Raw genomic sequence first — 19,434 nt, 5'->3', positions numbered from 1 at the left:
AATTGCGGAGAATGGGAAGCCTTAGGGCAGGAAAATCGGCGTGTGGTCGCCCACCGCGAAACGGCGCAGCACCGCGGGGTACAGGATGTGCTCCTGCCGCAGCACCCGGGCGGCCAGAATTTCGTCGGTATCCCCGGGTTCAACCGGAATGCGGGACTGGCCCAGAATGGGGCCCTCGTCCAGCTCTGGCGTGACCAGATGCACGGTGCAGCCATGCTCCGCGTCGCCCGCTTCCAAGGCCCGCGCATGGGTGCGCAACCCGCGATAGAGCGGCAGAAGCGAGGGGTGGATATTGATCATCCGGCCCGAGAATTGGCGGACGAACCCCTCGGTGAGCACGCGCATGAACCCCGCGAGGCAGTAGATGTCCGGCGCGTGGGGCTCTAGCTGTGCAAGCAAGGCGGCCTCGAACGCGGGCCGATCCCCGCCGAAGGGGCGATGGTCCACGACCTCTGTTGCCACCCCCCGCGCGGCGGCCTTGGCCAGCCCGCCCGCGCTGGGGTTGTTCGACACCACCACCGCCGGCACGGCGGCGTGGCCCGGCTTTGCCATGTCGTCCAGCAGGGCCTCCATGTTCGAGCCGCCGCCCGACACAAAGATCGCGACCCGCTTGGTCACAGCAGCGCGCCCTCGAAGCGCACGCCGCCCTGCCCAGCCTCGACGCGGCCCAGGGGGACAACGCTTTCGCCGGCCTCGCGCAGCGCATGCGCGACGGCCTCTGCGGCCTCCGGCGCCACCACCACGACCATGCCGATCCCGGCGTTGAAGGTCTTCAGCAGCTCCGCATCGGCAAGCCCGCCCTGCCCGGCCAGCCAGCGGAACACCGGCGGCAGCTCCCAGGCGCTCAGGTCGACGCATATCGACAGCCCCTCTGGCAAGACCCGCGGCAGGTTCTCGGTCAGCCCGCCGCCGGTGATATGGGCAAGCCCATGCACGCCGCCCGCCGCGATCGCCGCCAGCGCGGGTTTCACGTAAAGCCGCGTCGGCGCCAGCAGGGCGGCGCCCAGCGTCGCCTCGCCCCAGGGGCAATCTGCGTCCCAGTCGAGCCCCGCGACCTCGACGATCTTGCGCACCAGCGAATAGCCGTTGGAATGCACGCCGTTAGAGCCCAGCCCCAACAGAATATCGCCCTCGGCCACGCCCACCGGCAGCGCCGTGCCGCGCTCCATCGCGCCCACCGCAAAGCCCGCCAGATCGAAATCCCCCGCCTCATACATGCCAGGCATCTCGGCGGTCTCACCGCCGATCAGCGCGCATCCAGAGGCCACGCAGCCCTCAGCGATCCCCTCGATGACCCGCGCCGCGGCGTCCACGTCCAGCGCGCCCGTGGCGAAGTAATCGAGGAAAAACAGCGGCTCGGCGCCCTGGCAGACCAGGTCGTTGACGCACATCGCCACCAGGTCGATGCCCACGGTGTCGAAATAGCCAGTGTCGATGGCGATGCGCAGCTTGGTGCCCACCCCATCGGTGGCGGCGACCAGCACGGGGTCGTCATAACCGGCGGCCTTCAGATCAAAGAGCCCGCCAAAGCCGCCCAGCCCGGCCATAACGCCGGCCCGGTTGGTGCGCTTGGCGGCGGGCTTTATCCGCTCCACCAGGGCGTTTCCGGCGTCGATATCGACGCCCGCCTGTGCATAGGTCAGCCCGTTTTTCTGCTCGCTCATGGATCGCCTCCGGCTTGGTTGCGCCCCGATATCGGAAGGCGGCGCGCGTGTCTATGCGGCACGGGCGGCGGGTCGCGTCTTAACCAAGGTTAACAAATGATTAAAATCCAGGCCGATTCTCCTGTACCATTGCCCCTATGCGATTGATTCTTGTGCTTGCAGCTCTTGCGTGCTGGTCCGCTGGCCCGGCCGGGGCCCAAGACCTGCGCGTCATCGACGGTGATACCTTCGAGATGCGCGGCGAGATCCACCGCATCAACGGCATAGACGCCCCCGAGCACGGGCAGAAATGCGGCAAGTGGGCCTGCGGCAAGGCCGCGACCGACGCCCTGGCCGAGCTGTTGACCGGCGCCCGGGTCGACTGCGTGATCCACGGGCGTGACGCTTATGGGCGCGCCATCTCGACCTGCGTTGTCAACGGCGAGGACATCGGCAAGCTGCTGGTCGAACGCGGCGTGGCCTGGGCCTTCCTGCGCTTCTCGGACGCCTACGCCCAGCAGCAATTGGACGCCAAGTCCCGCAAACTCGGCATCTGGTCCGGGGATTATCAGACCGCCTGGGATTTCCGCGCCGAGCGTTGGTCGGCGGCGGCGCGCGCTGACGATGCCCCCGAGGGCTGCCCCATCAAAGGCAACATCTCTAAGAATGGCCGCATTTACCACGCGCCCTGGTCGCCGTGGTATTCGCGCACGCGGATCAATACCGCCAAAGGAGAGCGCTGGTTCTGCAACGAGGCCGAGGCCCGCCGCGCCGGCTGGCGCGCACCCTATTGGCGCTGACAATTCCGCAGCGATTGACGGCCTCGTAATTTCTGATAGCTATGCGATTCAGGCGGGCCTGTAGCTCAATTGGTTAGAGCAGAGCGCTCATAACGCTTTGGTTGCGGGTTCAAGTCCTGCCGGGCCTACCAGATTTTCAACGACTTAACGCCGGACAACGGGTGGCTTTAAGATCCGTTGAACCTAACATCGCCATTGTTTAGAGATTCCACCTGTTTCGCTACAGAGACATGCTGCCAGGCGATGGTCAAACACCTCGAAGCCCACTCGTTTGTCGGAGCAAGTGATCTGCAATTTCGTTGGCATCCTTCATTGCGCCACCAATGAATGTCGAGCTAGGGCGGATCATTGACGGCAGGCCAAGTGCGTAAAGTCCGGGCAAGACATACCCACCGTCATGCACGAGCGTGCCGTGCTCGTCGAATACAGGTAAGTCTAGCCAAGAATAATCTGGCTTGAGGCCGCTGGCCCAGATGACCGTCCCGAATTCACCGGTGTTGAGATCGAAGACGCCAAGTGAAGGGCTCGAAAACTGTATTGGGTCGGGTGCAGTGGGCGATATTGCAAGGCAGTCGTGATCTGTTTCTTCAATGAACCGATCAATCTCGGCCAGAAGCGCGAAAAGATCCGAGTCCGACGTGCTGCAGTCCTTCTCTCGATTGTTGTCCAATTCAATCAGGCCGTCCTGTATACCTGCAACACGTCCGACAATCTGCACACCGTCGCGTTGCAGCGTGTTAATGTCCAGTTGCTCTCCCGCGACCAGTTGAAACGAAGGCTCGTGACGCACAGCTTGCAGATTTTCGAAGCTGGTATAGTGGCGATCCAACATTCCGGTTTCTGTCAACCAATAAAGGATATCGCGACCGCGATAGCTGCGTGGCAACCTGAAGTGACGTCCCGCCGACAGGGTCACGGACCGTCCGGCCTTCGCGAGCTCGTTTGCGATCTGCGCGCCTGAGGCGGAAGCGCCGATGACCAAAACGCGCCCTTTGGGAATGTCATCTGCGCGCTTGTAGGTTTGAGTGTTGAATTGCGCGATCCTGTCAGGGATTTCTACCGCATAGGTCGGTATATGCGGTTTGGCGAACGCGCCGTTGGCAAGAATGACATTTTGAGATCGGAAGGTTCCACTGGTGGTCTCCGCTTTGAAGCCTTCGGTGTCCTGCGACAGGCGCGTGACCTCGGTGTCCGTCCAAATGGAGCCCGAGAGGTTTTGAGCAGCGCTGTCAAATTCTGATAGTAATTCCGCAACCGTCATGAACCCGTCGGGATCAGTGCCGACGTACCTTTCACCGTTCACGGTGTTCATCCAATTGGGCGTCAGCATACGCAGGCTGTCCCATCGCTCGGTGCGCCAACTGTTCGCAATCTGGCCGCGTTCGAGCACGATATTGTCAATGCCGCGTGCCTCTAGCGCAGCGCTGGCGGCAAGACCGCATTGGCCCGCGCCGATGATGATCGTGGTCGCTTGGATCATGTTGATCCGTGTCATCTCTGTACCAGGTCGACCACAGCATCAAGGACGCGATAATCTGGATCAATTCCGCTGAAGGCAAGGCCTAGATCAGTGCCTGCCATCAGCACGGCATCCGCCTCTTGTTCAGTGCAAAGCTTGCGTCCCTCTTCGATGAAAAGCGTTCGCGCGGCATCTGAATACTGCCCAGACATTGCCATTTCAATGTAGGTCATTCCGACCTGGTCGAAGTCTTCGGGAACGACAGTCCTTGTCGCACCAAGTTGGCCGTAAAGGTGTGTTGCCATCACGGATAGGCTGCCCAACAGACCGATGGTCTTCAGGCCTTGAGCCTCACAAAATCGATCAATCGGGTCGATTGCGCTGACCAGTTGGACCGAGGTCAAACTCTGCGCCTCTTGGAAGCAGAAGTGCCCAGTGAGCACCGAGATCGTCACAACGTCGCATCCTGCCGCGCCTAGCCGGTCAGCGTGGTCGGCCAAGACGGCACCTTGCACGGCTCGGTTGTCGACTGTTGCATTGGCCAGCAGAACTTTGATGTCAGCATGTGCGATGGTCAGGGACAGCGGTCGTTCCGCGCGTTGAAAGGAACGCACAAGCTTGTCGTAGTATGACAGGGTCGCTGCCGGTCCGATCCCGCCGATCAATCCAATATGCATGGCATGGTTCCTTTCCCAAGGTCTTCAACATTGCGAAGTGACAATGGCAACCGAACATACATCATCACCGCAAGCCGAATGATTTCTGGGCTGGTTTTGAAGTATCGGAGTGGGGAGCGCTTTGTCATCCGACGACGCGACAAATTCGCGTCCGACGCCTCAAGCTGGTTTAATCTGACAGCACCCTCCTGCCTTTTGAAGAGGGGTGTTGTTCTGAGGCCAGACCACACAAAGCATGATCTGGCCTCAGAGCTGAGTGAATTGAGCGATTTTACATCAGCACCTGCCCACCGTCTTCGAGGAAGCCCATAGTGTGGCCGGCGCCACCGATTTCTGCGCCGTCAATCAGGTCGTCTTGCGAGATGCCTTTGACATCGGCGCATGCCTTGCAGACCCAGATAACGCCGCCCTTTTCAACGAAACCGTTGATCAGTTCCATGATCGGCGCGTAGCCCTCGGCTTGCCAGGCGTCGGCCTTGCCGTTGACGGCGAGGTTCAAAGCCGCGTTTGCCAGAAAGATCCGCGCGGCGCCTTTTCCGGCTGCGGCGTTGGCAACTATGAATGCGACGGTTGCTTTTTCCAGGTCGTCGTTTCCCCAAGCGTTGTTGATCAAAAATGCCATTGTTTTTCTCCTAATGAATAGCGTGTTTCGATGACTGCAATTTGCCCCAGCACTGTGAGATGAGAGTAAGTTCAGGGAGAAATCAGACCGCAGTTTTGCGTCAATTGCGTGATTTCAGCGTGAGACCGTCGTATCTTACAAAAAAACCGGCCACGGGGGCCGGTCTTTGATCGCAACATATTGATTTTTATATCTACATCGCAGAGTCCAGCCTGGCGACGACGTGATCAATTTCGGCCTTCGTCGTCTCGGGTCCGAGCGAAAACCGGATCGTTCCAACCCCGATTTCCATTGACTTTCCCATGGCAATCAAAACGTGCGACATGTCCACACAACCTGCGTGACATGCGCTGCCGGTTGTCGCCGCCACATGAGGCATTTTCGCTAGGATTTCTGCCCCGACAAAGCCAGGAAAACTTACGCTCAATGTGTTGGGAACACGTTTCTGGACGTGCCCATTGAGGACAACCCTCGCGCCGAATTTTTGCTGAAGCGCGCCCCAAAAATAGTCTCGCATTGATCTAATCGCGTTTGGGTTCTTGTCATGAGCGACCCGCGCCGCCGCCCCAAGTCCGGATGCAAGAAGCGCGGATTCGGTCCCTGCGCGGCGCCCATTTTCGTGACCTGCGCCATGCAGCAAAGGGGTGAGTTTTTGGCCGCGTCGCACATAGAGCGCACCGATCCCATTTGGCGCTCCGAACTTATGGCCGGCCAATGATAGAAGATCGACGCCAAGCGACTTTACATCAACCGGGATCTTTCCAACGGCCTGCGCCGCGTCGGTATGAAGCGGAATACATCTGCGATTGGCAATTTCTCCAATCTCCGCAATCGGTTGAATTGTGCCGACTTCGTTATTGGCCAACATGATTGAAATCAGTTGTGTTTTGTCGGTGATCGCAGCCTCGACCGCGCGGGGGTCGACTATGCCGTCTGAGCTGACGGGCACCACAGTCACTTTCATCCCCTGCGCCCGCATCGCGCGGACTGGCTTTGCAACGGCATCATGTTCGATCGCACTGGTAATGATGTGGCCCGGCTTCGCAGAACAAACTCCCTTAATGGCCATGTTGTTGGCCTCGGTTGCGCCGGAAGTAAAAACGATCTCATCAGGCTCTGCTGCGATCAGTTTAGCGACGCTTTCGCGCGCATTTTCGATGACCGCTTTTGCAGAATGTGACGCCCAATGGCCGCTGGATGGATTGCCATAATCGTTGGCAAGAAATGGCATCATGGCCTTGATCGCGTCGGGATGGGTCGGGGTGCTGCCATTGTGATCGAGATAGATCATTGTGTCGGTGACCGCTTTGGCCGCAATGGGTGTTGGCTCAAGAAAATCGCGCATCTGAATGTCCTTTGATGTGTTGTCTTGGGACAATTCAAACGTGCTGCACTCAATTCGGCGTATGCTACATGTGAATTTGCTGTTAATTCTTCGCAAATACCGGGTTTTCCAGAACTTGTTTCAACGAGCTGCGTATCGCCTTGGATAGGAACTGCGTTTGGCTTGCCCCAGTTCCCTTGGTGATAAGCGAAAAACGCAACACGGTTCGGCCTTTCCATTCGGCAGTTCTAACAAACACGCCGTGATCGGAGTTAAGTATTCCGGCCAAGCTTTTTGTCATTGCGCATGGGTCAGCGAATTCGTGCGAAACAGCAAGGATGATCTGGTTCAACGTAACAGAGCCGATGACATAAACACCCGGGATTGCGTCAATTTGTTCGGCCAAGCCACGCGCGGATTCACAGTGCTCCGCGACAAGATCGCGGATGCCGCTTTTCCCCAGTGATCGCATGATGGCCCAAGCCGCAAATCCACGCGCCCGGCGCGACAATTCGGGGTTAAACTCGGTCGGATTGCGCCCGTCCTCATCGGCTTGGTTCAAGTAACCCGCAGATATGTCCATCGCTCGTTTGTGCGCTTGCGCATCTTTGACAATTGCGAACCCGGAATCGTAAGGGATTTGTAGCCACTTATGCCCATCCACCGACCAACTGTCAGCCCGCTCCAGTCCGCGCGTCAGATGCGCCATTTCCGGAAGTACGCGCGCCCAAAGCCCGAATGCGCCATCAACATGCAGCCAAGCGTTGTGCTCTTGGGCTAGGTCGGCAATCAGCTCGAAATTCTCAAATCCGCCGGAATTGATATGACCGGCCGTTGCAATGATAATTTTGGGGCCAACGGTTTGCACCATCGCCATTTTGAGGTCTTCAGTCGACATAAGCCCATCAGCATCGGATGGAATGCGCACAAGATTGGCCTCTCCAAAGCCGAGGTGACGTAGGGCAGCAAGGTTTGATGCGTGACTATCGTCGCTAATGTAGATTTGAATAAGCGGCGCGCTTTGAAGACCGTTTTGTTCGAAATCATGGCCTTGTCGGGCCAAGACTGTCGTGCGTGCGGCAGCCAAGGCAACAAACCCCGCCATTGTCGCGCCCGTTACAAACCCAACCGAACACGAGCGCGGCAAATCAAGAAGATCGAGAAGCCACTCGCTCACGGCCTCTTCGGCAATCGCGGCTGCGGGCGATGTTTGAAAGATCGCCGCGTTTTGCCCCCAAATAGATGTCAGCCAGTCCGCAGCAACGCCCACAGGGTCAGACCCACCCATAACCCAAGCATAGAAATTCGGATCGGTGTTTCCGACCAAGCCGGGTTCGGCAGCAGCTATCAATTGATCGATCACCGCCTCGCCCGGAGTAGGCATCTCGGGCAGAGGCTTACAGAACTGATCTCGAAGCTGCTGCGTGGTGGCTGTCGGATGCAATGGGCGCGGTTGACACCGAAAGGTCTGGCCATAGGCGGCAGCGCGCTCCAGCGGGAGTTGCTTACTCACTTTGATATGATCCTGTCTCACCGCGGGTGCAGCCATGTTGGAAGGAAGCCATAGGCATCCCGGGTCATGTTGGGATCGAATTTGACGTCGGCCTTGGCCAAGCGCGTCTTCAGTGAACCGTCATTGAACGCATCAAACGTTTCAGTAGCACCACCAATATGCTCACCGCCCACGAATATTTGCGGGATCGTTGGCGCGCCCGTCTTATCAAGCAAGACGGCGCGAATATCGGTGCCCAGCCCGTCCTTTTGATAAGCAACCGAGTCGAGATCAACCGTCTCGTAAGCGATCCCGGCGGCGTCAAACATTTTGCGCACCGACCAGCAGAATTCGCACCACTCCAAGGCGTACATAAGCACAGGCTTTTCCAGGATTGTCTTTTCCACCAGATCGACGATCTCGGGCTTGGTTTCGACCTTTGCAGGTGCCGCCGCTGCGCCGCCTCCGGACACGTCGAAGCGGTAGCCTTGGGTCGAGCGCGAGATATCGACCTCTTCCGCTGACATCGTCGTTTCGACATCTTCGAACAGCGTGGTCGTCATATAGCGCTCGCCGGTATCCGGCAGCATAGCGAGGATTTTCGAACCCGCTGGCGCTTGTTCCGCGACCTTCAGGGCTGCCGCAAATGTTGCGCCGCTGCTTATGCCGCAAAAGATGCCCTCATTGGCTGCCAATTGGCGTGCCGCTTGCAATGCATCGGCGCCCCCGACGGGTTGGAATGCGTCGATCAGTTCCTGTGATTGCGCATCTTCGGCCAGCTTCGGAATGAAATCGGGCGACCAGCCCTGCATCAGATGCGGACGGAACATGGGGTGGCTCTTTGCAGGACGGCCTGCGTCGTCGCGGTCTTGAAGCACACCACTTGACAGAATTGGCACATTGTCCGGTTCGGTCAGAACAATTTGCGTATCAGGGCTGCGCTCTCTGAGAACACGGCCGACACCTTTCAACGTGCCACCGGTTCCAAATCCGGTCACCCAGTAGTCCAAGCCACCAGCGCCAAAATCGTTCAGGATCTCAACGGCCGTTGTGCGGGAATGCATGTCAGCATTCGCTTCGTTTTCGAACTGACGCGCCAGGTACCAACCATGTTTCGCAGCCAGTTCTTCTGCCTTTGCGACCATGCCCGACCCCTTTTCAGAGGCGGGAGTCAGAACGACCCTGGCGCCCAGGAACCGCATCAGTTGGCGACGCTCGACGCTGAAATTCTCGGCCATGGTGATGACAAGGGGATAACCCTTTTGGGCGCAAACCATGGCAAGACCGATGCCTGTGTTGCCACTTGTGGCCTCTACCACCGTTTGTCCGGGCTTCAGTTCACCGCTCGCTTCAGCGGCCTCGATGGCTGCCAATGCAAACCGATCCTTAACCGAGCCAAGAGGATTGAACGCTTCAAGCTTCACGTAAAGCTCGACATGTTTTGGCCCGATGTTATTGACCCGAACAACGGGCGTATTGCCGATGGTTTCAAGTATTGAGTTTTTTGGGCCTGGCATTGGATTTGCCTCCTGCGTTGTCGGGCGTCCGACAGGGTCGTGGACTTTAAGTTGTTTCATTGAAAATGCCTGGGTCATTTGAATTTCCCTTGTTCCAAGTTTCTAATAATTAGGCGATCAATGGAAGACCGCAGTGCACGATAATCGCTGCAAGACCTGTCAGACCCACGATGATCGCTGTGGTCTTGCGGCGACGTTTGGGCCATTGGGAGTATGGACCAAATACGTCTTCGGTCTTCAGTGCTGGCGTCTTTTCGTGCCGGTTTGTCATGAACATAATGCTTTCCTCGTTCGGTGTATCTTGATGCCAACTGTTTGACGCCGACATGGTGCGCAGGCGTGATTGCCACGTGAGTTCCTGCGTGATTTCTCCATAAAAAGAGGCTTTGCGTTCGTTTTTCGCGGCTTTTGGGCAATTGCTCAGCCCATGTCGGGCGTGTACGCTGCAAGTTGGGGGAGTGAGCGGCGCATGATTTCAATCAATCTATTTGGCAAACTTTCAGTGAAAAACGCGCAGGGCGACGCAATAGATATCGCTGGCAACAAATCCCTCTGCCTCATCGCTTACCTCGCGCTCAATATGGAAATGCCACCGACGCGTGATCGTCTCATGGCGCTATTTTGGGGTGACAGGTTTACCGATCAGGCCCGGCAAAGCCTGCGTCAAGCCATCGCAAAGTTGAAAAAGACACTCTCGGAGTCGGGAGAAGATGTTCTCATCACCTCGCAGGACAGGATTGGATTTGATCCTAAGGCCGTGAAGGTTGATGCCGATCAATTTGAAACCTTCGCTCAAGGCGGCACGCCTGAGGCCACCAGAAAGGCCATAGCGCTGATGTCTGGGCCGCTGCTTGACGGGCTTTATGGTCAGCAGGCGGAATTTGACGACTGGCTCGCATCGGAACGGCAGCGGATTTCGACGATCTCGTTGTCGGTTCTTGAACGCGCAGCAGAGCAGCAGCTCAAACTTGGGGACACGCGCGGTGCGACAGAATTGGCGCGACGCTTGGTAAACATCGATCCGCTTCGGGATGCGGGGCAAGTTGTGCTGATCCGTATTCTGGCGCAACAGGGTGAACGTGCCGCAGCAATCAAACAGTTCAATGCTTACAACGCGACCTTGCAAAAGGAGCTTGGGGTTTCTGCCGGGCCCGGCCTGTTGCAGGTCGTGAACGAAATCAAAGGTGAAACGGGTGGTGCAAAGGTTTCCGATCCGATCGCCAAAGCAGAGGCGCCAAGCAGAAAAGGCAACACGTCTTCAAGAACCTCCATCGGTGTTTCACAGTTTCAGCTGGTTGGAGCGGAAACAGACGCAGCTTTTTTGACCGCTGGCCTCTCGGCGGATATCACGACAAACTTGTCCCGGTTCAGTTGGCTTGATGTGAAATCCAACTTGACGGATGACGCCGCTGAAAGTCATGACGCCGATTTTATTGTGCATGGAACCCTCCGTTCGCAAGGACAACAGTTCCGCCTCAATGTGCAATTGGCAGAAACTAAATCCGGGCGTTATGTCTGGGCGTCACGTTATGATCGGATCGGCGACGATCTTTTTGATATACAGGACGAACTATCGGCAACTATCGCGGCGTCGTTGGAGGCTGAACTTGAACGACTTGCCGGTCGAAGTATGCGTGAGTTGGCACTCGAGGATATGAATTCCTGGGAGTGCTACCACCGCGGTCTAGCCATTCAGTACGAATTCGACGCGAAAACGAATTTAGCAGCACAACAGCATTTCCGACGCGCTATAGAACTCGATCCTAACTTCGGGCTGGCCTATGCAAGGCTGTCTTACGCGATGGTTATCTCGGCGATCTATTTTGAAGCCGACAACGTTGCTGACCTTTTGGAAGAAGCACAAGGCTTCGCAATCAAAGCGGCGCGTTTGGAGCCGGATGACGCAGTTGCAAGGTTTGCACTTGGTCGCGTGCGTTTGGCCCGCGGAGACTATGGCCGCTCAATCACCGATCTCAAGTCTGTAATTGATCTCAATCCTGGCATGGCGCAAGCACACTGCGGCCTCGGGGATTCTATGGCTTACTCCGGACAGCTTGATGAAGCGATCGCGTGCTTCGAGGAAGCCGTTCGGATCAGCCCGTCGGACCCCTACCGTTGGGCTTTTTTGAATTATGGTGCCACTGCATTCTTGTTTAAAGGCGACTATGAGTCTGCCGCCAAATGGGCCACTGAGGCCGAAGCGGTTCCCAATGCGCATTATTGGGCGACCGCCATCCGTGCCGCAGCACTTGCGCATATGGGGCAGCTAGATCAGGCCCGCAGCGCGATTGATGATTTGCTACGTCAGCGCCCAGGAATCTCATGTGATTTTGTGCGCGAACGGCTGTTCTATCTAACGGACCCAGAACAGATCAATGTCTACATTTCGGGGCTGCAGAAGGCAGGTTTGTCATAGATTCAGGCGGGTTAGGTGGCAAACTCATCAAAAACAAAGAAATCTGACCCGTCGCGATCTAAATTGGTAGCCAAAAATCCGTAAAAAAGTACTGTCGTCGTCATGTAAAGTGGGACGTCAGAGCAGCTTGAGCATTGGAGGCTCTGGTTCGTTTGTGTGATTGATTATGCTGCTTGTTTTTGGTGTTGCAAGCGGAGCGTTCGGAGTGGCAATTTCTTGATCTTTTCCCTTTCTCTGAGAATGGCTTTGTCGCGCCCGAGGTAGACGTCGGCGGGCGTGACGTTGTTCAGGCTCTCGTGGTAACGCTGGTTGTTGTAATACTGGACGAAGGCCCCGATCTGGCGTTCGAGATCATCGGGCAGATAGTAATTCTGCAGCAAAACCCAGGTCTTCATGGTCTGGTGCCAACGTTCAATTTTTCCTTGGGCCTGCGGGTGGAACGGTGCCCCACGAACGTGGCTCATTTTCTGATCCTTCAGCCATTTTGCGAGATCGCCAGAGATGTAGCACGAGCCGTCGCCCATTGGGCTCGAACCAATGGCGCCTTCAATGGGCAACTCGCTGAGCAGGCGGGGCTTGTGGCGCATAACCGCCTGATCGCAGCCTGAAGCTTTCAAGGCCAACCCGATCGTGTCCGTCACATCCTCGGCCCGCATGTTTGTGCAGAGCTTCCAAGAGATGATGTAGCGGCTGTAATCATCCATTATCGTGCTAAGATAATACCACCCCCAGCCGATGATTCAGAGATAAAGTTGGAGGGATCAGGAAAGGCCCCAGTGGAGCGTTTCCCCCGAACAACGCTTCTCGTCTGTGTATTTGACCGCTAAATCCCGCGTCGTCAGCGCCTCATACTCCAATGCGAACTCGATCAGATCGTCGCGTTTGTCCTGAGGAATGCGGTTCCAGACAGATTTCGGACGAGGTGAGCGATCCGCCAAAGCATCAAAGCCGCCTTCAGCATATCGGTCATACCAGCGGTAGAAGGTACTGCGGGGAATGCCCAGCATATCGAGGATCCGCTTTGCGTGCAGATGGGAGCCCTCAACGGTGCGGATGATCTCCAGTTTCTCGGATGCAATGCTTGTTATTGATCTACACTCCTTGGTGTGCTCGACAAGAGCAGAAATGTCGGATCAATTCGTGCGCTCTAAGGCTAAACACATCTCTCGCGAATGTAACTTGGTGTCCCGCAACCGTAGTACTGGACGTCAAAAGGGTTTTTTCTATTTTCCGGAACCTCTTGCATACCAATGGTAAAGTTCAAACTATGCCCGAAATCCTCTGCGCCCACATTGAGATAGCGAGAAATGAGGAGTGTCTCGAGGGTGGGCTGAAACTCCAGGTCAATCTCATCATCCACATCCGGCACCCCATTTTCGACTGCCTCAAATATCTCGGCCTGGTTCTCTTTTTGGACCAGGATGCGCCACCAATCATATAAGTCCTGGATATGGTTATTGACCGAATACTCTACCTTTGGGAGAGCTTCACGATCCGACAAGGTCTCGACAATTGGCAAGACATTCGGATCTTTGGTTTCAGCACAAAGCGGTTGGAACAAGCGTCTTACAATGATTGGAGCTACCGCAATAACCCGCTCGTCTGCCGGACTGCACCAGCAAACCATATGTGAAAATGTTCGGCTTTGTGCCCGCGTGCCGTCTTCGGCCCAGGGCATTATTCGAGCGAAAGCATGATAAGGGGCACCATCGACATCAATGGTTCGAAAAATGAACCCGCCGACCGATTGCCACTGCGGCAAAACACTTGCTTTGGCGTCGATCCAACCGGGAAGCAAATTCGCCAGCCTGCACTGATAAACAAGCTCCTCCGAAGCGCCTTTAGTTATCCCCGTGAATCGATGCTCGTACTTGCCTACGATCACGCCATTAGGATCGTTGCCCTGCATAAGCTTACCGTAAGTAAAACTGTGAAATCTGAAGAGATTTATGTCGTACGGATCACCCTTAATCGCCGGCTCAAATTTGTCAGCCGAGTCTTCCTTAATAAAGTGACCGTGTATCATGGGGCACCTAACACATCAGCAAGATCAAAGGCCAGCGGTCCGGTCACCAAACCCGTGGCAGCGAAATAAAAAGGGGATCCCAAGTTAAAGGGGTACCAAAGTGACTGTGGCACCTTCGACGGCAAAGGATCAGGGAAATGGTCACGAAGCTCCGCATTCGCCACGTGGTCAGCCGCGTGAATCTGGCGAGTCAGCAGGCCCTGGAAGTCTTTGGCAGGGTAAAAGTTCGACGCGCCGTTGCCGCCGACAAACCCGTAAGTCGAGCAGGGGAACACGTAGACCTTCAAATTCCTTCGGTTTGCTACGGCGCTTTGCAACTCTTCCAGCGCAAAAAACGTTTCGGTGTAGCCAGATTTGCGAATGCGTCGCATCGCGGCCTCTGAACTTGTCGCATTTTTATAGGCGTTTCGACCCAAGTTCAGAAAGGCTAGCTCATATTTCGACAGACAAACGGCGATGTGCTCTAACTTGGTCTCATTGGCAAAAGCTTGCTGCTTGAACAGATTTTCAAGCCCGTCAATCTCTCGATCTTGAATTTCATCCTCATGGTCATCCTTATCTGCGTGGCGGCTGCGCCATGGCAAACAAATCACCGCTCCAATTGAGTCAAGAAGCGCGTCGTAATGCGCGTGGATGAAATTTCTTTCTTCTTTTTGGAGTTCGTACCGGTACCTGCCCATGGTCAGGTCGCCACCACGACCGTCTATGACCTTAAAGATTGTTCGTTTGTGTTCCGGCTCAGGCCTTTCGTCAAGAACCGCCTCTTTCCTGGGCCATCCCCAACCGTTATTTTCCTTTTGCGTGTCCACGCCGTCAAACACCGTAACAGATATTGTCATCTGATATTCAATGAGTTCCTGGGTAGCCGTGTTGCCAGATGGTTTTGCGAGCAACATCTCATCGAAGCGGTCCCGAAGGGCTCGCACTTCTGGGGTAGCCAGCGAGCCATCTTCTCCCTCGAGCGTAAAACTTCCTCTGGACACCCGATTGGGTCCGTTGGGGTGCCTCAAGTCATCACCAACCTTCCCAGAGAATCCGATCGCCGCGAGGATATGAGACTTTCCAGACTGAGTTGGCCCAACAAAAGTTACTGTTGCTTTTTTGCCGGCTTCGGTTTCTAGCTCTGTTTTTATTGCCGGCTCTTCAAAATCAGGCCGGCGCTTGCTTTCGCTTTCGTCTATTCCCGGCTCATCGGTGCTTTTGGCCTGGCTAGGCTCAACTTCTTCCGCGTGCACGTCCGACTTGCGCCAGCGGACATCATCGTCGTTTGGTTCCTCATTCGGCGCATTTGACTGTTGCTCTGCCATACAGACGTTATGTTTCTTTTAAAAAATGACTGACGCGTTTAGTGTACTGTAGACACAGAGTATCAACCAATTACTTTATTTTGCATGCAGTTTTATTTCGACAAGATTGACCAAAACCGCGCACTTTTGATCGTTGGGCGACCCGACGTTGAAAGCGATACGGACCACTTGATTGCCGCATGGCGTTTTGAGGGGTCGGCCAAACACGACCGGCAATCGCGTGTCCTATGCGTAGCGCCTAACATAAACTCAGACGAAAGCCAGATCATTGCGGTTGTCCCACTGAATCTGCGCGAAACCGACCAAGTCAAAATTGCGCCGGTCACAAAAGACTCGCGTTTTGATCGAACCTTCCCACCTATCGTTATCAACTTAGACGCGTCGGGCGAAAGCTATAGCGGCGCACAAATGATCACGCGAACGGCTTGGCATGTGACTGCTGCCGAGACGCCTGAATTGCAGCTGGAAAGTATAGGACCTGACTATGAATGGCTGGAAGACAACCCAGAAGTAATTTCATACGTTTCAGAGACTTCAGCTGCAAAACTCCGCCCCGGAAAACCGCTTGGAAACATAGCGTTCACGCCGCGTATTCGTATCACAACATCTCGGATCGACCTTCCAGACGACAGCGAGACTGAAAGCGAAGTTCGGTCCATCGTCGCCGACGAGTTGATGAAGCTGACTCTCACAGCGCAGCTATATGACGATGATGTCGATGTCGGCGAAGAGTTCGATTTGCATTTTGAGCACTTCTTGGCATCAGCGGATGTTTGCCCATTACTCGCGGACCAAGAAGCGATCCGCACGACACAAGAATTCGAACCCATCAGGTTGAATCCGGAAGTATCAGGACTGTCTGTAACCAGGAAAATGGTCAGGACAGACCCCAACGGCGACCCGCTCGGAATCGGCTTTTTGGACCGTATCGCAATTACCACACGTGAAGATTGCGTGTTGGAGTATTGGGTAGATAATCGGCTTAAATTTCAGAATTCGCATGGGTTGTTGGTGCTTTGCCACCTCGGCGGCGGCCGATTTACGCAGGAGACCCGCAAGGTCCGCACTTATTTGCATGACGAACTCATGGCAAATCGCAACCGCAATTTATCGCTTTTAGACCGCGTTCAGGATAACTTGGTCATGCCGCGAGAGAGCAGCACGCAGCAACTTAGCCATCCGCTTCAGTTCGCGTGCTTTGAACTTTGCAAATTCTTGTACTCGACGCCGCAAAATGTCGAAATCATTCCCTATTCAGTCGATCATTTTATCGACCGCCCCAGTTTGTTCTTTGCACTGAAGCATCCCAAGTTTGCCGAATATGCAGAGTTCCACGCCGAAATACAGTTTGATAATGAAGCGAGTGAAGAGATCATTCGTGAACTTTCAACAGCGATTCTTACGGAAACGCTGACCGCCTCATCTGGAGTCTTGCCGATTACAGTTGAAGCATGGTGTGCAATACCGAAACAGTACGCATGGAGCCTCTACGAAGCAGTGTTGAACGGAGATGCGGTTGAAATGATCAAACTCGGTGTTGAATTTGATCGAGAAAACCCGCGAATTTTCCTGAAGCAGTTTGCACGCAATAAAGACAGGTTAGCTAAGTTAACGCAAGACAAGGGAAGCCCCGCTCGGATACTGGCTGTGGAAGCGGTCAATGAGTTTCAACCACTAACAGATCGGTTGGCAGCGCTGTTGGCACGTGATCATTTATGGGATACTGTCGAGAAGATAGCGCTGCAGGCCGGTAAGGATTCAAAGTTATTTGTGAACAAGGGCGTTAAGAACGTCAAACGCCCGCGAAGTGGCGTTTCTGAGTTGGAAAACGACATATCTATACTTCACGAGGTCTTGCGCGAACATGTCCGAAAGAAAACTGCCGACACAATTTCAAGAATTTTGAGCGAACAAGACAAAGAGGGTGAGTTCGACTTGGAAACGACAAAAACTGTTATTCAAAGTTGGTTCGTTAATGATCATGTGCAAGACTTCAGCGCCTTACAGAGCCTGTTGGACAGACTAAGTATTTCGACGAAAACTGAGGATTTAGTTGAAACCTACACGAAGAATGGAGCACTTCCTCACGACATGTCGGTGCCCACGGTCAAAGGAAGCCAGTTTCACTGGTACGAACGCGAAGTTGGCACGGCACTCGCAAAGGAGCTGTTGGATATGTTAAAACAGAGAGCAGCGCCAGAAAGCGTCACCTGACGGGAAATCGCATGTGGTGAGAAATTTATCAATCTATTTTCGTCCGGGGCATATTGTCACCACGGTCCTATTCATCGCATCCTTGGCTCTTTCGGTGGCCTCTGCTGTAACGACTTACTTGGGGCTTAACAGTTTTACCGAGTTTTTCCTTGTTTCCGCAGGAGGCACATTCGGCATTCAAAGCCTCTTGTTCGCAATCAGTTGGTGGCTTGGCCAGAACTGGCGGCGCGGCTTTGGCTACATTTCCGTAGGCGCGATCGTCTTTTTGACTTGCGCGAGCGTTTCGGTCTTTTTCTCTTTCGCGTCTCTCTACGTGGCAATTGACAACGGTCGTAGCGATGAATCTGCCAAGTTGCGCATGCGGAGCCTGTTGAACTCGTTAGAGGTAGAACTCGAGGACAAAGTCGAAGCCAATCTCGCCGCTCAAAAGGGAAACTTTGTGGCTGATGATCCTACGCAGGCATGGATCCAGAACATATCGGAAGTCTTGAGCCTCGCTCGAGCTGCGCCGCAAAAACTGGAAACCGCGGCCCGGAACGAGCGGGATGAAAAACTACGCGAGCGCTTGGCGCAAGAAACGGAACTCCTACGTGTCGAGGCGGAAATCATTGCTGCCACCACTTCAAACGAATCATTCGCTGCGCAGGTCGCCCAATTGCAGTCACGATTAAACGACGCGAAAGCCGCTCGGGAGAGGTTAGAAGACGATATAGTTCAATTAACCAACGCAATTGATGCCAACCAATTGCGCCGAGATGATGAAGCGAGTCGCGGCGGATGTGGACCCAAATGCAAAGACATTGAAGAGGAAATGGAAGATCAAAGGCGGGATTTGATTGGGCTCGAAGCCAATCTAAGTCGCGCTGTCGAAGTAGAGGCCGCGCGTAAGCGCGAGGTTGACGACGTTGCAAATTCCAGCATCCAAGGCGCAGAGTTGGCACGGCTTAACGGTGAAAAGGCTGTCTACAACGCTCGAGTAAAAGAAATCGATCGAGATCTCGCGCTCATCGACGCCAAACTGGATCAGCCCGTGCTCGGCAACGTCGCTACGATCGAAGAGAAGTTGAACCGCTTTGCTGGATTGGATTTCAGCAAGTTCAACGAGACGGTTTCGGAATGCGACGACCTTCGTCAGAAACTGATTGATTCAAAGGCTGCAGACCCCTCGGTCATCCCAACTTGCCGTGGTTCAGCGTTGGTTGGAGAGATCCAGAAAATCGGCGATCAAGCAAAGATACTCGACACGCTGCGCCAGGATTGCGACATGCAGAAGGTCATTGGAAAGGGCCTGAGTTTTGCGCAGATGAACGAATTTGGCGCGATGTGTATCTCGCGCGCTCAGATCGTTGACCCGGACATTACGGCGATGCAAGATAATTTATTTCAGATAGCTCAAAGCCGCGGCCCAAATGCACATCCATTCGCCAAGACGCAGGCCGCCTTGTTTGTGGATAAGGACCCCCTTGCTTACCTCGCTCTGGCGCTTGCGATTGCAATCGATGCACTCATTCTCCTTTGTGCTTTGATCGGTACAAACGTCGGCAAGTCTCAACTCGTGCGCTCTGTCCAATACATGTTGGCACATCGGAACGACGACCCAAAGGAGGCTGACCTCCAAATGGTGCAGGAACCGCAGGACCGGCAAAACCGCCTTTTGTTCGAACACGCTGTGGAGTGGATCACCGCGCGTGGCGAGGGTAATTATGTTCTTGATGAGACCCGCGAGACACGGATGTTCAAGTTCCCCACTTCGCTTGTTGATCAGATGCGGGCGGTTCTTAGGGATCAAGATGGCTCAAACTCAGATATTGGCGCCCCGACCAACGCTGGTACAGGTAGCGCGCCTCCATCAGGTACGAGCAAACCCCAGGGTCCAGCGGGGAGAGTGCGAAAAATTAAGCGCCCGTAACACGATGCCGGGAAACGGAGATGCTTGT

The 19,434-nt window shown here is 55.1% G+C and carries 17 protein-coding genes, 1 tRNA gene and 1 pseudogene; 5 read left to right on the top strand and 14 right to left on the bottom strand.

Features of this window, described 5'->3' with window-relative positions; all coding sequences use genetic code 11:
- Nucleotides 1-21 precede the first annotated feature (21 nt).
- The gene (gene purN / locus AIOL_RS09310; protein ID WP_049642727.1) at nt 22-618 is read right to left on the bottom strand and encodes a phosphoribosylglycinamide formyltransferase; all 597 of its coding nucleotides are present in this window, start codon (nt 616-618) and stop codon (nt 22-24) included.
- Nucleotides 615-1,664 carry a phosphoribosylformylglycinamidine cyclo-ligase gene (gene purM, locus AIOL_RS09305; protein WP_049642726.1) on the bottom strand — a complete coding sequence of 350 codons (1,050 nt, stop codon included), beginning with the start codon at nt 1,662-1,664 and terminating at the stop codon, nt 615-617. Before purM ends, purN begins: the two co-directional genes overlap by 4 nt.
- Nucleotides 1,665-1,801: 137 nt before the next feature.
- Here purM and AIOL_RS09300 point away from each other — a divergent pair, with 137 nt between their 5' ends.
- Both AIOL_RS09300 and AIOL_RS09295 read left to right on the top strand, forming a co-directional pair.
- Nucleotides 1,802-2,443, top strand: coding sequence for a thermonuclease family protein (locus AIOL_RS09300; protein WP_049642725.1), 642 nt, complete (start codon nt 1,802-1,804; stop codon nt 2,441-2,443).
- 54 nt (nt 2,444-2,497) lie between these two features.
- Nucleotides 2,498-2,574, top strand: a tRNA-Ile gene (locus AIOL_RS09295).
- Nucleotides 2,575-2,690: 116 nt separating this feature from the next.
- On the opposite strand, the gene AIOL_RS09290 is transcribed toward AIOL_RS09295, so the two are convergent.
- The 8 genes and pseudogenes from AIOL_RS09290 to AIOL_RS25480 all read right to left on the bottom strand — a co-directional run bounded on the left by AIOL_RS09290 (nt 2,691) and on the right by AIOL_RS25480 (nt 9,811).
- Complete coding sequence (locus tag AIOL_RS09290) at nt 2,691-3,923, bottom strand: NAD(P)-binding domain-containing protein (protein ID WP_160314446.1); 1,233 nt, start codon at nt 3,921-3,923, stop codon at nt 2,691-2,693.
- Nucleotides 3,924-3,934: 11 nt separating this feature from the next.
- A complete protein-coding gene (locus tag AIOL_RS09285; RefSeq protein ID WP_049642723.1) occupies nt 3,935-4,579 on the bottom strand; it encodes an aspartate/glutamate racemase family protein in 645 nt (214 codons plus the stop codon).
- A gap of 17 nt (nt 4,580-4,596) precedes the next feature.
- Nucleotides 4,597-4,707 (bottom strand): annotated as a pseudogene (locus AIOL_RS25865) (IS6 family transposase); the annotation flags it as partial.
- Between the two features lie 143 nt (nt 4,708-4,850).
- Nucleotides 4,851-5,201, bottom strand: a complete 351-nt coding sequence (locus AIOL_RS09280; RefSeq protein WP_049642722.1) for a DsrE family protein — start codon at nt 5,199-5,201, stop codon at nt 4,851-4,853.
- A gap of 193 nt (nt 5,202-5,394) precedes the next feature.
- The gene (locus AIOL_RS09275; RefSeq protein ID WP_082152791.1) at nt 5,395-6,546 is read right to left on the bottom strand and encodes a cysteine desulfurase family protein; all 1,152 of its coding nucleotides are present in this window, start codon (nt 6,544-6,546) and stop codon (nt 5,395-5,397) included.
- Between the two features lie 82 nt (nt 6,547-6,628).
- On the bottom strand, nt 6,629-8,074 hold the full coding sequence (locus tag AIOL_RS09270; protein ID WP_053101225.1) for a pyridoxal phosphate-dependent decarboxylase family protein: 1,446 nt from the start codon (nt 8,072-8,074) through the stop codon (nt 6,629-6,631).
- Nucleotides 8,056-9,612 (bottom strand): cysteine synthase, encoded by a 1,557-nt coding sequence (locus tag AIOL_RS09265; RefSeq protein WP_326973093.1) that lies wholly within the window; start codon nt 9,610-9,612, stop codon nt 8,056-8,058. The genes AIOL_RS09270 and AIOL_RS09265 overlap by 19 nt, the downstream gene beginning before the upstream one ends.
- Before the next feature lie 31 nt (nt 9,613-9,643).
- Nucleotides 9,644-9,811, bottom strand: coding sequence for a hypothetical protein (locus AIOL_RS25480; RefSeq protein ID WP_160314444.1), 168 nt, complete (start codon nt 9,809-9,811; stop codon nt 9,644-9,646).
- A 66-nt stretch (nt 9,812-9,877) separates the two neighbouring features.
- Between AIOL_RS25480 and AIOL_RS09260 the strand changes: the two genes are divergently transcribed.
- Nucleotides 9,878-11,950: a BTAD domain-containing putative transcriptional regulator gene (locus AIOL_RS09260; protein ID WP_152912445.1), complete on the top strand. Its 2,073-nt coding sequence runs from the start codon at nt 9,878-9,880 to the stop codon at nt 11,948-11,950.
- A gap of 164 nt (nt 11,951-12,114) precedes the next feature.
- Here the strand turns inward: AIOL_RS09260 and AIOL_RS26415 are convergent, their stop codons facing one another.
- From AIOL_RS26415 to AIOL_RS09245, 4 genes are all read right to left on the bottom strand, one after another.
- Nucleotides 12,115-12,687, bottom strand: a complete 573-nt coding sequence (locus AIOL_RS26415) for a transposase (RefSeq protein ID WP_394298938.1) — start codon at nt 12,685-12,687, stop codon at nt 12,115-12,117.
- A gap of 24 nt (nt 12,688-12,711) precedes the next feature.
- On the bottom strand, nt 12,712-13,008 hold the full coding sequence (locus tag AIOL_RS26410; RefSeq protein WP_394298937.1) for a helix-turn-helix domain-containing protein: 297 nt from the start codon (nt 13,006-13,008) through the stop codon (nt 12,712-12,714).
- A 95-nt stretch (nt 13,009-13,103) separates the two neighbouring features.
- Nucleotides 13,104-13,976, bottom strand: coding sequence for a hypothetical protein (locus AIOL_RS09250; protein ID WP_049642719.1), 873 nt, complete (start codon nt 13,974-13,976; stop codon nt 13,104-13,106).
- Nucleotides 13,973-15,283, bottom strand: a complete 1,311-nt coding sequence (locus tag AIOL_RS09245; RefSeq protein ID WP_049642718.1) for a hypothetical protein — start codon at nt 15,281-15,283, stop codon at nt 13,973-13,975. The genes AIOL_RS09250 and AIOL_RS09245 overlap by 4 nt, the downstream gene beginning before the upstream one ends.
- An 84-nt stretch (nt 15,284-15,367) precedes the next feature.
- On the opposite strand from AIOL_RS09245, the gene AIOL_RS09240 reads away from it, so the two are divergent.
- A complete protein-coding gene (locus AIOL_RS09240; RefSeq protein WP_049642717.1) occupies nt 15,368-17,497 on the top strand; it encodes a hypothetical protein in 2,130 nt (709 codons plus the stop codon).
- Between the two features lie 82 nt (nt 17,498-17,579).
- Nucleotides 17,580-19,406: a hypothetical protein gene (locus AIOL_RS09235; protein ID WP_152912443.1), complete on the top strand. Its 1,827-nt coding sequence runs from the start codon at nt 17,580-17,582 to the stop codon at nt 19,404-19,406.
- Nucleotides 19,407-19,434: the final 28 nt, after the last annotated feature.

It is taken from the genome of Candidatus Rhodobacter oscarellae, from assembly GCF_001078595.1.
Classification (GTDB): domain Bacteria; phylum Pseudomonadota; class Alphaproteobacteria; order Rhodobacterales; family Rhodobacteraceae; genus Rhodobacter_B; species Rhodobacter_B oscarellae.
This window is presented reverse-complemented; position numbering and strand designations above follow the sequence as displayed.

What these genes read in the sequence shown, in the direction of transcription:
- purM (WP_049642726.1), bottom strand. Translation starts at nt 1,664, where the DNA reads ATGAGCGAGCAGAAAAACGGGCTGACCTATGCACAGGCGGGCGTCGAT.
- AIOL_RS09300 (WP_049642725.1), top strand. Translation starts at nt 1,802, where the DNA reads ATGCGATTGATTCTTGTGCTTGCAGCTCTTGCGTGCTGGTCCGCTGGC.
- AIOL_RS09290 (WP_160314446.1), bottom strand. Translation starts at nt 3,923, where the DNA reads ATGATCCAAGCGACCACGATCATCATCGGCGCGGGCCAATGCGGTCTT.
- AIOL_RS09285 (WP_049642723.1), bottom strand. Translation starts at nt 4,579, where the DNA reads ATGCATATTGGATTGATCGGCGGGATCGGACCGGCAGCGACCCTGTCA.
- AIOL_RS09280 (WP_049642722.1), bottom strand. Translation starts at nt 5,201, where the DNA reads ATGGCATTTTTGATCAACAACGCTTGGGGAAACGACGACCTGGAAAAA.
- AIOL_RS09275 (WP_082152791.1), bottom strand. Translation starts at nt 6,546, where the DNA reads ATGCGCGATTTTCTTGAGCCAACACCCATTGCGGCCAAAGCGGTCACC.
- AIOL_RS09270 (WP_053101225.1), bottom strand. Translation starts at nt 8,074, where the DNA reads ATGGCTGCACCCGCGGTGAGACAGGATCATATCAAAGTGAGTAAGCAA.
- AIOL_RS09265 (WP_326973093.1), bottom strand. Translation starts at nt 9,612, where the DNA reads ATGACCCAGGCATTTTCAATGAAACAACTTAAAGTCCACGACCCTGTC.
- AIOL_RS25480 (WP_160314444.1), bottom strand. Translation starts at nt 9,811, where the DNA reads ATGTTCATGACAAACCGGCACGAAAAGACGCCAGCACTGAAGACCGAA.
- AIOL_RS09250 (WP_049642719.1), bottom strand. Translation starts at nt 13,976, where the DNA reads ATGATACACGGTCACTTTATTAAGGAAGACTCGGCTGACAAATTTGAG.
- AIOL_RS09245 (WP_049642718.1), bottom strand. Translation starts at nt 15,283, where the DNA reads ATGGCAGAGCAACAGTCAAATGCGCCGAATGAGGAACCAAACGACGAT.
- AIOL_RS09240 (WP_049642717.1), top strand. Translation starts at nt 15,368, where the DNA reads ATGCAGTTTTATTTCGACAAGATTGACCAAAACCGCGCACTTTTGATC.